General features: G+C 41.7%; 9 protein-coding genes. 2 read left to right on the top strand and 7 right to left on the bottom strand.

What is annotated here, in order from left to right; translation table 11 throughout:
- Positions 1-89 precede the first annotated feature (89 nt).
- From BLU80_RS10550 to moaA, 5 genes are read right to left on the bottom strand one after another with little or no spacing between them, the layout of a single operon-like run.
- Positions 90-1,154, bottom strand: a complete 1,065-nt coding sequence (locus tag BLU80_RS10550; RefSeq protein WP_091397831.1) for a HesA/MoeB/ThiF family protein — start codon at positions 1,152-1,154, stop codon at positions 90-92.
- Between the two features lies 1 nt (position 1,155).
- Positions 1,156-1,848 (bottom strand): NTP transferase domain-containing protein, encoded by a 693-nt coding sequence (locus tag BLU80_RS10555; protein WP_211481814.1) that lies wholly within the window; start codon positions 1,846-1,848, stop codon positions 1,156-1,158.
- On the bottom strand, positions 1,826-2,305 hold the full coding sequence (gene moaC, locus BLU80_RS10560; protein ID WP_091398139.1) for a cyclic pyranopterin monophosphate synthase MoaC: 480 nt from the start codon (positions 2,303-2,305) through the stop codon (positions 1,826-1,828). Before moaC ends, BLU80_RS10555 begins: the two co-directional genes overlap by 23 nt.
- A gap of 53 nt (positions 2,306-2,358) precedes the next feature.
- Positions 2,359-3,603: a molybdopterin molybdotransferase MoeA gene (locus BLU80_RS10565; protein ID WP_091397834.1), complete on the bottom strand. Its 1,245-nt coding sequence runs from the start codon at positions 3,601-3,603 to the stop codon at positions 2,359-2,361.
- A 3-nt stretch (positions 3,604-3,606) separates the two neighbouring features.
- On the bottom strand, positions 3,607-4,593 hold the full coding sequence (moaA, locus tag BLU80_RS10570; RefSeq protein ID WP_091397837.1) for a GTP 3',8-cyclase MoaA: 987 nt from the start codon (positions 4,591-4,593) through the stop codon (positions 3,607-3,609).
- A gap of 296 nt (positions 4,594-4,889) precedes the next feature.
- Between moaA and BLU80_RS10575 the strand changes: the two genes are divergently transcribed.
- Both BLU80_RS10575 and BLU80_RS10580 read left to right on the top strand, forming a co-directional pair.
- Positions 4,890-5,360, top strand: a complete 471-nt coding sequence (locus BLU80_RS10575) for a GNAT family N-acetyltransferase (protein ID WP_091397840.1) — start codon at positions 4,890-4,892, stop codon at positions 5,358-5,360.
- A 625-nt stretch (positions 5,361-5,985) separates the two neighbouring features.
- A complete protein-coding gene (locus BLU80_RS10580; RefSeq protein WP_091397843.1) occupies positions 5,986-7,653 on the top strand; it encodes a PA2928 family protein in 1,668 nt (555 codons plus the stop codon).
- 67 nt (positions 7,654-7,720) lie between these two features.
- Here BLU80_RS10580 and BLU80_RS10585 read toward each other — a convergent pair whose 3' ends face one another.
- Complete coding sequence (locus BLU80_RS10585; protein WP_170831208.1) at positions 7,721-10,912, bottom strand: WG repeat-containing protein; 3,192 nt, start codon at positions 10,910-10,912, stop codon at positions 7,721-7,723.
- A 470-nt stretch (positions 10,913-11,382) separates the two neighbouring features.
- Positions 11,383-12,189, bottom strand: a complete 807-nt coding sequence (locus BLU80_RS10590; RefSeq protein ID WP_091397849.1) for a hypothetical protein — start codon at positions 12,187-12,189, stop codon at positions 11,383-11,385.
- Positions 12,190-12,248 lie beyond the last annotated feature (59 nt).

The raw sequence follows: 12,248 nt of genomic DNA on the forward strand, positions 1-12,248 counted from the left end.
TTCAATTACTGGAATGTAATTACCGTAAATTTAAGACATTATTGCCAAACAACAGGTAGGACGATGGGTATATATCCATCTTTAACAGTTTACTGCTCTGTCTTTTCTTTTAAAGGACTGATCCCATTTCGTAAGGTATAAATGGTAGCCTGAGGATAATACTTTTTTATTAATAGAGCCCCCTCCCTGCTTCTTTTGCCCGTTTCGCAATAACATACGATGGGTCTGGATATGCCGATTGTATCCATTAATGCAGGTAAATGATCTGCAAAGGTATTTAAAGGCAATAACGCTCCACCAATATTAAATGCAAGATGTTCCTTAAATGATCTTACATCTACCAACTGATAATCCCCGTTTTTTAATTCCTCATAACCGATGGATTCTATATACAGATGTTGACTTAAATCTTTAATTTGGATATCCGGATTTCTTGTCAGCTTAATCTGGTAAATACTGCCGTCCTTTAAATTAATCATACAGAGTTTACCTGTTAACAGCGCAGCCTTGTCCGTAAAATACTTAATCACTTCACTGGCCTGCAGGCATCCGACTATACCGGCCAGCGGTGGCAGCACGCCGCCTTCACTGCAATCAGGCACTGCTGCTTTATTTGCATCCGGAAATATATCCCGGTAATTTGCAGCATAAGTGCCGTCCTGCAAAGGCACATTTAAAACGGCTACCTGCCCTTCATAACGGTATATAGCTCCATAAATAAGCGGTTTATGGGCCAGCACACAGGCGTCACTTAGTAAATACTTGGTCTCAAAATTATCCGAGCCGTCAACGACCAGGTCAAAATCTTCCAGTAACCGCAAAATATTCCCTGCATGCACCCGCTCATTAATAGCGATGACAGCAATGTCGGGGTTCTGCGCCTGCAGCCTTTCGGCGGCAACCAGCGCCTTTGGCTTTCCGATATCTGCCGGCGTAAATAATATCTGGCGATGCAGATTTGACAAGCTCACCGTATCATCATCTGCAATGGCCAGCTGACCAATACCGGCAGCTGCCAGGTACTGCCCCACCGGGCAACCCAGACCGCCGGCACCCACAATAAGCACCCTAGCCCGATGAAGTGACTGCTGGCCTTTCATACCAAATCCGGGAAGTGCCATCTGACAATGATATCTGCCTGGTGTATCTGCCATTTTAAATAGTTGAATTTAGTGGTCCACCGTTATTTTGAATAAATCCCTGGACTCTTTCAGACTCCTCCGGTGTGTTTACATTCAGCAAAGCTTCCTTATCAATCAGGTCTAATAAAGGAACATTATGCTCAATCAACGCTTTTCTAGGGCAGGTATTATCCTGTGCGAGCCTTGCAAGCAAAACGGCGTAACTGCCGGGTTCCCAGATTGTCATCAGTGGCTCTGGCAACCCATCACTGGAACTCTTAAAGGCCGTGGCTATGACCGAGGGGTTTCTATGATCAACCAGATACTGCAAGGTATCCCTGGTCAGCAAAGGCAGATCGCATGCGACTACTAACCAGGCATGCTTTTGTTCTTTTTTAAATTCCCGGCGAAAAGCAGACAGGATGCCACTGACAGGCCCCATGTTTAAAAAGCTGTCCGGCAAAGCCTGATATCCGTACTCCGGATGAATACCTTCTACCTGGTCCGCTCTGCAGGAAATAAAGACCTGATCACAAAATGCGCTCAACAAATCTGCCGCATAATATTGCTGTTCTTTGCCATGATAGTCCAGCTTTTCTTTGGCAGTTCCCATCCGCACACTTTTGCCTCCGGTCAGCACAAGTCCATTTAAAGCAGGAATAACTGCTTTTCCCGGCTGCTGTGTCCGGTCCGGTCCGCTTTCATTACGCTTCTCTGATAAAGTCACTTTTACCTCCTGTCTTTTCCATGAGTTTAATTTCTTGAATAATGATATCGTGGCTTAAGGCCTTGCACATATCATAAATAGTAAGCGCCGCGATCGAAGCACCTGTAAGCGCCTCCATCTCCACACCTGTTTTAGCTTCTATACTTGCCGTACAGGTAATAATTAACTGCCGGGACGGGATCGTCTGAATATCTATCTGACAGTTATCCATACCCAGTGAGTGACAGAGCGGTATTAATTCCCCTGTTTTTTTAGCGCCCATAATCCCGGCAATAATGGCGGTTTGTATAACGGCGCCTTTTCCTGTTTTAAAATCCTCCTTTTCCAGCAAGTCATAGACCGTCTCAGGCATTACCATTACGGCTCTTGCGACAGCCCGCCTTTTAGTCAGGCTTTTAGCACCGACATCTACCATGACAGGCTGCCGGTTTTGATTAATATGAGAGAGTTCAGCCATAATCATTATTTAATTTGCGCTTATGTGATCCGGATCCCGGGGTTTCACGCATTCTAAAAACGCCATACTTTAAAGCATTCACCTTTTTTAAAGCGTCCATCCGCTCTGTCACCTGGTAGTTCCATAAAGGCATCCGCATACATTAAATTAGAGAAATCTCCGGATCCGTTAGTAGTCAGTGGGGTAGCCTCTACCACACCGGTGTTATTTACTTTTAATTTAACCTGTGCAAAATACTGCAAAGCAGGTTTAAAAAGAATATCGCTATTAAGGACGGCATATTCATAGCCCGGCTCCGAAAGTCCGAGACTTGCCTGCAGCCAGGGCAAAAAATAACGGTTCAGGCACATAAACACCGAAACCGGATTACCGGGCAAGGCAAAAATAAGTTTTGAGACCGGATGGCGGAGTTCAGATGCTTGTTGCCTAGCATCCTTAAAACTTCCAAACCAAAACGGCTTACCGGGCCTTTGCCTCACCTTATGAAACTGCTTTTGCACGCCAAGCTCAGATAATACCTGGGGGATAAAATCAAATTTACCCATGGATACACCGCCCGTTATGATTAAAACATCATATTGTTGCAGACACTCAGTAAGTGCTGTCCTGACCTGTTCCAGTTCATCATTTAAGTGCATTAGCTGCGGATGAATTTTATATTTTGCCAGGCAGGATTTTACCACGATACCATTGGAACGACGAAGTTGATAAGCCGTCGGCACCTCCGTCAGGGGAACCATTTCATCTCCGGTAGAAATAACGACTATCCTGGGTAACTTTTTGACGCGCAGCCTGGCCTGACCGGTCGATGCTGCAAGGCCGATAAGCGCCGGCGTCAGCACCCGGTTTTTCTCTGCCAGTATTTCCCCTTGCTGCTTATCCTTTCCCCGGTAATGAATATTCATTCCTGGCTTCACTTCCAGGTCCGGCAACAGTCTCGCCGATCCGTCTTCTATGACACAGTCCTCGTAGCGAATAACTGCATCAAAAATAGGATCAACGGCCGCCCCCGTCATTATTTCTATACAGTGGTTTTCCGAGAAAACTTTCAGTGGTGCTACTCCGGCGGCCTGTATGCCACAGACAGCGTAAAGAGAATTGTTATTTTTCACTGACGCAGTCTGAATGGCAATGCCGTCCACTGTCGCGCGGTTAAAAGGCGGCAAATCTCTATCTGCCACGAGATCTTCTGCCAGGACGCGACCTACAGCATCCTCCAGACAGATGACCTCTTCGCCGTAGCTCATTAAATGTGCACTGATTATTTTTTCTGCTTCACTGACCGTTACCATTTCCATGGATTACCCTCCTATCGTTGCCATTGACTGGTGTTCTGATTGATAATTTAAGGATCCTGCAGCCGCCTCCCATCCGTCCAGCGGCTTTTTTAGAATCGCGGCATGCAGCTGCGCTTCCAGCAACGCATCCGTTGCTCCGGCCCGCATCAGCTCTTTTAAATTTAAGGACCCGGCCTCATATAAGCAGGTACTGAGTAACCCACTAGGCGTTACCCGAAGCCTGTTGCAGCTGCCACAAAAAGACCGGGTATAGGCTGCTATAATCCCAATATCTCCTTTATGTCCCTGAATCTTATAATTAAGCGCTGTACTATGTTGCGGATCCCGCTTCTTTTGAAGCGCAGGAAAATATGCTTTAATATGTTCCAGTATACGAGAGAAATTCCAGTTAAGGGAAACATCATGTGTCCCTCCGTTAAAAGGCATTTCTTCAATAAAGCGGACACTGACAGGCAAATGCTCACTCAGTTCCACCAAAGGAATAATATCCTGGGTATTCTTACCCTCCATTACCACTGTATTGATTTTTACCTGAATATCCTGGGACATGAATGCATCCAGCGAATTCAATACGTCATTTAAAGCGTCTCTTCTTGTAATCATTTGAAAACGCTGCCTATCCAGCGTATCCAGACTCAGGTTAACGGAGCGAATCCCCATCTTCTTTAAATCAGCTGCATAAGGAGCCGTTAACAGGCCGTTGGTCGTCAAAGTGATCTCACTTAGGCCTGACAACCGGGAAAGGTCCCATAAAAAAGGCAGCAAATCCTTGCGCACAAAAGGCTCTCCCCCCGTAATGCGGATCTTATCAATCCCCATTTTGACCAGTAAAGCGCAAAGGCGTAACATTTCCTGAGTGCTCATTAATTCGGGTTTAGCCAACCAGTCAAGGCCTTGCGCTGGCATACAATAGGTACACCTCAGATTGCACTTGTCGGTAACGGCAAGTCTGAGGTAATTTATTTTACGACCGTGACTGTCTAAAATCATAACTCAAGGATTGGTTTCCCCTGTTCAAAACAGGCATTAATTCTGGACGAAAGTTAACGCTTTTAGCCGATTTAAAAAGGTTAAACTCCATAACTCGCCTCAACTTTCGTTTTTAAAACACCCTCACAATCAACCCATCATGACCATTAACTAGCAAATGAAAGTTAGCTTGAAAAAAATCTTTTCGGCAGTGTCTGCTCCAGGGTGGTAATATTTTATTTATACGTAATTTACACCCGGCGCGCATGCGATGCTGAAAACAAGATTGCATTACCTTTAAATTTAAAAGTTTAATTATGCCTAGTCAAATATCCGGGTTATCTAAGCAAACTCTTCCAGTTTATCAAATCAAAACGGGTTACGCAAATATGCAAGTCACGGCCATCCACCAATATCTGTCCCAGCAAAGCTATTGGGCGGGCGGTATACCTCTGGAAACAGTGGATACGGCATTGAAAAACTCATTTTGTATCGGTGCTTTTACTGAGAATAAACAGGTGGGTTTTGCAAGGCTTATTACTGATTACAGCACTTTTGCCTATCTGGCTGATGTCTATATATTGGAAAACCACCGCAAACAAGGATTATCCAAGGCTATGATGACGCATCTTATGGAACTTCCCTGGGTGGGCAGCTTAAGAAGACTTATGCTTGCCACCAAAGATGCTCACGAACTATACAGGCAGTTTGGTTTTGGCAGTCCCTTAAAACCTGAATTGCTCATGGAAATCACAAGACCCGGCATTTACCTGAAAAAGAAACAGTAACTAAAGATAAGTGAGCTGAACATTCACCGCTGCAGTCAACCCTCATCTGCAAGCATGTCCGCCAACTTTCCCAAAGGCGGAGATGCTTGCAATTAATTCCAACCTTTACCCATGTATTAAGGTCTGCCATTGTTCCGGGGCCTGCCATCCGGTGGCGGCCCTTTCAAATAAAGCACTGCCCCTGTGTCCAAAGCCCCCTGCTGGATATCAATTTAAAACCATGGCGATTGCTCTTTAAACCGGGAGAAGTTTTACAGTGCACCCCTGCATTGCCCGGATGCAGTCTGCAGCTGTCCGGTCCATGCTTTCAGACTGAAAATAACGGATATCTTTTTTACGATTTTCCATCACCATTAGCAGCTCAGACCGGATGATTCCAGGGTGCAACAATTTTTATCTTACTTACCTAAGTAAATCGTTTACAAAAATGACTAATTAGTCAAATATATGTTATATATACCCCTAAAAATGAACAATCAAGGCGTCTAGATGAAAAATACAATTTGTTTTTAATATTTTCACCCCTGAAAACACAACACCTATCGTAATTTATTTTTGAAAAAGGCCGGCATTCTCATCAGCTGCCCGGCTCAGAAATCTTACTACAAAAGTAAGTTGTTATCCTATGAGAACATTAACTAAAGAAAAAAAGGACGCTTTAAAAGCCTTCTATATGCCAAAATCAGTGATTGGCGATTTTTTAATTCGTTTCATACCTCTGGCAATTGGCTGGTCTGTAGGACTTATATTTTTACCTTATTTAATGTCTTTTGCCTTTGCTTTATTACTTGTCCTGCTGTGCATAGGCGTACGTTACCTTATAAGAAGCGTTAAACTCAAAAAAGCAATGTATGTTTACCAGAACGGCGTAGAAGGTGAATTGATCTATCAGGGAGTCTCTGATAATTGGAATGTTACGCTAAACGGCTGGCCCCAGCAGGTAATCTCCAGTTTTTTTAATGGTTCATTAATACAAACGAAAACTTTTAACCCGGCCATACTCAAGATATATTCGCATAAAAAACAAGTTGCCTACGCGCATGTAAAATACCAGGGATTAGTAGTTCCTTCCGGATTGTTCTCTGCGCAATATGAACCCTCGTCCAGAAAAGTTAAGCTTTTATTTAATCTGATCTTTTGGGTCGTAGTAGCAATATATGGCTCCATCTCGATCTACAATTTTGTGAGTATCAATAAAGGTTACCTTGCCCAGACAGATGCGGTAATGTACCGGATCAACAATACACCTGTATTTGCCACTGCCGCCAATAATGGAAGCTTGTTTGATCGTAAATTTGTTACCGTTTCCTGCCTTAATTTAAATACCGGCAAAAAAATCTGGCAGCAGGACTTAAAAGCTAAAAATGAAAATGACAGTTATTACGGTGAAGCACACCTGCTTGGCATGTCAGATAAATATCTGTTTTTCTATCACAACGGTTTATTTGTCCTGGACAAGAATCAAGGAGACATTATTGCCAAAGACCAGGATTTCCCTGAGTTAGCTGGTAAATTCCCCAAAAAGATGCTGATGGATTATTACCAGGCACAGCTACCCTACATTTATAATGATTCTATGCATGCACTGATCATCAGCGCAACAGATGGTTTAATGTATACCATTGATGGAAATACACTCAAAACAGGCCGGATTGACATGGAGGATCAGGACCACTTTTTTGATCAAAAACCCGCATTGCCAACACTTTATAATAAACAGATCGCATCCATGTATGACGACGGCAATCATGCCATTTCCTTAATGGACAACAAGGATGCTCAACTGGTACGAACAGCGGATTTAGATTCCAGACCAGATGACTATTCCATCCGAAGGCAGGTTTATCTGGATGAAACAAAAAACAGGGGCACCCAGTGGCAAAAAAGCGATAGTAGCATCTATATTTTTGGTGGCCTATTGGTTGATTACCAAAAATCAATCAAATGGCCCGTTACGGCTAATGACAGCATAGGCTATCTGGACCTGTTCATCCGTTTCAATCATGACAACCCGCCTCTTATCACTAAAGAAGGCAACCTGATTATTATGCATAAAACCTCTACGGCCCGTCATGCGCACATCTTGCTAACCGCCATGTCCATTCTTGGCAGCCATCAATGGCAGGTGGATACTGGCATTGAAGACAGACTGCCTTTTTATCTGCATGACAGCAGCTCCAACAAATTATATCTGCTGAGTAATGAAAAAGGAGATGAAAACCGGCTGCTCCGCACCATTACCAGCATTGATCTGCAGACAGGACAAAACAAAAAGTATGACATCAAATTTTAAACGGAAAAGGTCCGGAGTAACGACCTTTTGTCCGGTTAATTAGCGGATATGATAAAGGCTGTTTTACTTAATATATGCCGGGATTAAATGGGATCATTTTTTCCGTTTTAATATCCGCTATAACCTTGCCGTCTCTATTATAATATTGCCAAACGCCATCCTTTTCAGCCAGGACCGGAAAACTGATTTTATATTTCAGCTGATAAACAGGGTTTTCCTGTAAAGATATATTATCGAACTGCGTTGGCAGTATTACCTGGCCCTTTTCATTTAACAGACCGAACTTTTTATCTTTTTCCACTACATAATCAGGTCCGTTTTGCTGTAGGATAACTTTGTTATAAAGGGGCGCAATTATGATGTCCCCGTTTTTAGCGGCAAGGCCCATTTTTGGAGCTTCATCCCACTGATTGCCATTAAATAAAACTAAATAGTCCTCATTGAAATATTCATCCAGGCTACTGTTCCATTGTAGATCATACTTTGCAGGGACCACCACCTTCCCTGTGGAATCAATAAAGCCGTAATGTTTATAGCCATTTAAAAAATCCCTGGTGTTCTGGTCAAAATCCGGGTTATCCTGTCCCACCTTGTCACTCAGGATCAGCGCATAACCATTTTGAAAACTTGTTAAGCCATCATAATTAAAAGGAATCACCACTTTTCCACTGGTATCAATGACGCCAGCCCTACCCTTCTTATAGGCCACGGCCAAGCCCTCTGCAAAATAGCCTATTTGTTCCGGCCAACCCCCACTGGCGTAATCTCCCACAATAACTTTATTTTCCAGCGGCCTCCATAACTTGGCAAATCCGTTATCCTTTATAATAGCCAGCCTGTCATTATAAATGGCTATTGTGCTGTCCGGAGCCTTTCTCATCAGGCTATTTTTACGATCATAAAAACTAAAGGTATTATAATAGGCACTGTCCTGTTGAGTCAGTAAATAAAAACCCTTTTGCAATGTCCGGATTTCAAAATACCGGCTGGGAACCAATACTTTTCCACCGGAAGTTATTAAGCCGTATTTATTATCGTCATTTACTTCCAGTACGTGATCTTCCCCGGTAAAAGAAAGGTTACTATACTTTAAAGGAATAACCAGTTGCTTTTTCTGAGCGCTATACAACCCCAGTTTACTTTCCTTTCCTACAATAAAGAGTGCCTGATCCATAGAATCCTGAGCGTAGATTTTATTAAAGACAGCGGGAACAATCATCTTCCCCGAATGGATATCCATCAACCCTTGCGTGTCATTGACGGCTACTTTAACGCTATTGCGTTGTTGTATATTGAATAAAAACCCATCTATCTGGCTGAATTTAGGCTCAATAAGGACCTTGGTCGCGGGATTATACAACCCGTATAAATCCTTTTGACTCAGTTCAAAATAGGGAACAGAATCATTATATGTATACGAAAGATCAATTTTATCATAATCAGAATCCAAAACCCTTTTACCCGTTTTATCTAAAAGGACCTCGCTGTAGCCCTCTCCCTTTTTTTTCTCGCATATAAAATATTCTCCTAATTCCAGGCTAATGCCACTGGTGTATACCGGAGCAATCAATATCTTTCCAGTGGTATCCGCTACTCCCCATTTGCCATTTTTATTGATCTGAACATAAGGGGCGGGTAAATAATAGGTTCCCGGCCTGGCAGCATCGTAACGGATAAAATCATACTCATAAGGCAAAATCTGCCTGCCTTTGGGATTGAGCAGTCCGTATTTATCTCCTTTCCTTACACTAACAAAACCTTGAGCCAGTTGCGTGCTATCTGTCTGTGTGGCCCTTTCAGGAGGACAGACCTTTTCAGATCCGGTTTTTAAATTAATAATCAGTTGCTGACCATTTTTATAAAGGCAAGTCACCCAATTATCACTGCGCATATTCCAATGTTCGTGGTCATACTCAAAAGGAAGCAGGACTTTATTGTTAAAATCTATAACGCCCCACTTACCATTTTTTTCAGCAAAGCAATAATCACCTCCAACTTCACAACCGTAACAAAAATCCATATCTTCATAAATGGCTGGAACAGTTAATGCTTTGCGCTTTCTGTCATAAACACCCCATCTGCCGTTTTGAAGCACGTTATAAAAATTGTCATCCATCCGCCATACTTTCTCAAATTGAAAAGGAAGTAACAGGCCTTCTTTACTATATAAGGACTCCTTGCCTGCTCTTTTTAAGACCCAATACTTCCGCATTCTTGTATCGATTGAGTCATATTCGGGCTTTAAAATCCAATCTCCTTCAGCAGTCAGCATCCCATAGTGCTGTCCCTTCCTGACGAGCACAATATCCTTCGGCAACAAATCTGTGTCATTTTGTGCCGGCAGCTCAGACGCATCCAAATGACTTCTATCAGAAAATGCCCCTTCTATTATTTCATCGAAGGCCCTCTTTCCCATTGTATCAATGTAGAAGCTTTGAATTTTCTCTATGCCTGGTTCCGGTGGTGCTTCAACCGCTGAATTAAGGGAGGATGTTTCTACCTTGTCATTTATTTTTTTCTGAAAAAGCGTGTCTTTTTTTGTGATCCTGGCAAACCCGAATTGAAATGCCGAACCTCCGTCACAATTTCCGTGGATTCTATGCAGCTTTTTAGCGTTTGTGATCCCATTATTATTCGTTGCAGGCAAAAAATAATCAGCTGTCCACTTTTTTGATGCTATGTTTTGCGCAATAATACCGGCACTCTGCTGCCCATTGGTAAATTCTATCTGCATCACACAACCGGGGACTCCTTTTAAAAAGGCCATTTCCGGCCAGTAAGCATTAGGCAGTTTTTTAGTATACCAGATATTAATCTGACTAAACTGTTCTTCTTTGGTTTTAATGAACGCCTTATAACAGCGGTACCCAAGGATATTTTTTGATTCCTTGGTAAACAGGATTTTATTATCCTCTTTATCCTCCTGGACTCTTAATGGAGTATAATGAAATTCATGTTCATTATGCTGCACAAATGCAGAATCATTGGTTTTATTGACCAAATAAATCGTTTTGTCCCGCTGTTTGGTCATTAAACGAATATCGGAGGAGGTCACATCCAGTATTACAATAAGATCTTTAGCCTCCTTTTGCAATGCAGCAGCGGATTCTAATGACTCGTCTGCCGGATGCTTCCCAATTAATGTATCTTTCAAGGAAACCGCGACAAGCGGTTTATAAGTGATCTCCCATCCCTTTGTCTTTGTTTTGATCCCTTGTGCCGATACCCCTAAAACACCAGCCAACAGGCCAAAGATCATAAGTAGCCTTTTGATCATGATGAATCGAGAAATATACCTGTTATCAATAAACATCATCTACAATTTGCAAGATTTATATATTCCTTTTTAATAATACACATTTAAAAATAATCATTGTTTTGCTCCGTATGCCCAATAATTTATTTTTTGTCATAGAATTAAATCATTGGCCATTGGCCAATTCCATTTTTATAAACCGCTATCAGTTAGTAGCTGCTCACTTCCGCTAATTAATTGACAAAGATACCCATTGCCATTCCTGTTGGCGTCATTCAGCCAGCATTTGCCTCAACTAAGTAATCAACTACGCGTCTCTTTCTTTGATTATTAAGACTGCACATTTAAACCGACACATTAGATCCTTTATCTTTACAAGCAGATGCTCAAAAAATCGTTAGCAAATAAACTGTCCGCCTGAATGAAAATAAATAAAAGAGAAAATCCAGCTATAACAGCCAAGGGGGTTTTCGTCACTGAGGATACGCTATTTTTTCTAACTTCATTTCTGTTACTGCGCGGTTATCACGACCATGAAAAGCGGCATCTGTTTTGGATTGCAAGAAGCCTTTAACCGGCGAGTATATTAATCTAGAATTAATATTTTTTTTTGCCAATACATATTCATACTTCTTCGGCGCTCTTTCCTTGTAATAACCATAAAAATCAAAATATGGATCTTCTCCGGAATAATTTTCTGAACTTTTCTTATGAATTTCTTTTAGAAGAAATTGAAAAGAAGAAAAGTTGATTTCACATCCTTGTATCCTGATCCAATAATAGGGATTATCTCCCTTATATTTAACCTGGTAATTGGAAAACATTGTATCAGAAATTGCATAATAAACAGCCTGATTCAAACTATCATCTAATGCTGTAATGAATGACTTTTTTCTAAATAGTTCTTTAATCTGTTTCGAAACATATAGGCCATATATTGCATGTTTAAAACAATAGAACAGGGTACACATTTTACTATTAAGATTATCCTCTCCTTTTCCGTATTTTTTCGGGATATTGACATAATCTATTCCAGACGGATCGAAGTCGTCTGAAAAAAGAATTAACTTCCTGTCCTGACCATTTAGACTAATAATTGTATCTAACGTTAAACTAATGGACTTTGTTCCACGAACCGAATCTTCTGATCCGTTCTCCTCAGAATGTATGAAGGTATATTTACATTCATAATACAGTTTAGTTCCTATTGGCATTTTTTCCCATTGGGCTTTGCCAGTCAGAAAACTACCTATCCTCAATAATAAACATAATAAACGCATTTTTTTTTGACTTTTTGGATGTGTAATAGGCCCTTTATATGCTCCTATTATTGTATTAT

The sequence above is a fragment of the Arachidicoccus rhizosphaerae genome, assembly GCF_900107765.1.
GTDB lineage: Bacteria > Bacteroidota > Bacteroidia > Chitinophagales > Chitinophagaceae > Arachidicoccus > Arachidicoccus rhizosphaerae.

What these genes read in the sequence shown, in the direction of transcription:
- BLU80_RS10580 (WP_091397843.1), top strand. Translation starts at nt 5,986, where the DNA reads ATGAGAACATTAACTAAAGAAAAAAAGGACGCTTTAAAAGCCTTCTAT.
- BLU80_RS10565 (WP_091397834.1), bottom strand. Translation starts at nt 3,603, where the DNA reads ATGGAAATGGTAACGGTCAGTGAAGCAGAAAAAATAATCAGTGCACAT.
- BLU80_RS10590 (WP_091397849.1), bottom strand. Translation starts at nt 12,189, where the DNA reads ATGCGTTTATTATGTTTATTATTGAGGATAGGTAGTTTTCTGACTGGC.
- BLU80_RS10550 (WP_091397831.1), bottom strand. Translation starts at nt 1,154, where the DNA reads ATGGCAGATACACCAGGCAGATATCATTGTCAGATGGCACTTCCCGGA.
- moaC (WP_091398139.1), bottom strand. Translation starts at nt 2,305, where the DNA reads ATGGCTGAACTCTCTCATATTAATCAAAACCGGCAGCCTGTCATGGTA.
- moaA (WP_091397837.1), bottom strand. Translation starts at nt 4,593, where the DNA reads ATGATTTTAGACAGTCACGGTCGTAAAATAAATTACCTCAGACTTGCC.
- BLU80_RS10585 (WP_170831208.1), bottom strand. Translation starts at nt 10,912, where the DNA reads ATGATCTTTGGCCTGTTGGCTGGTGTTTTAGGGGTATCGGCACAAGGG.
- BLU80_RS10575 (WP_091397840.1), top strand. Translation starts at nt 4,890, where the DNA reads ATGCCTAGTCAAATATCCGGGTTATCTAAGCAAACTCTTCCAGTTTAT.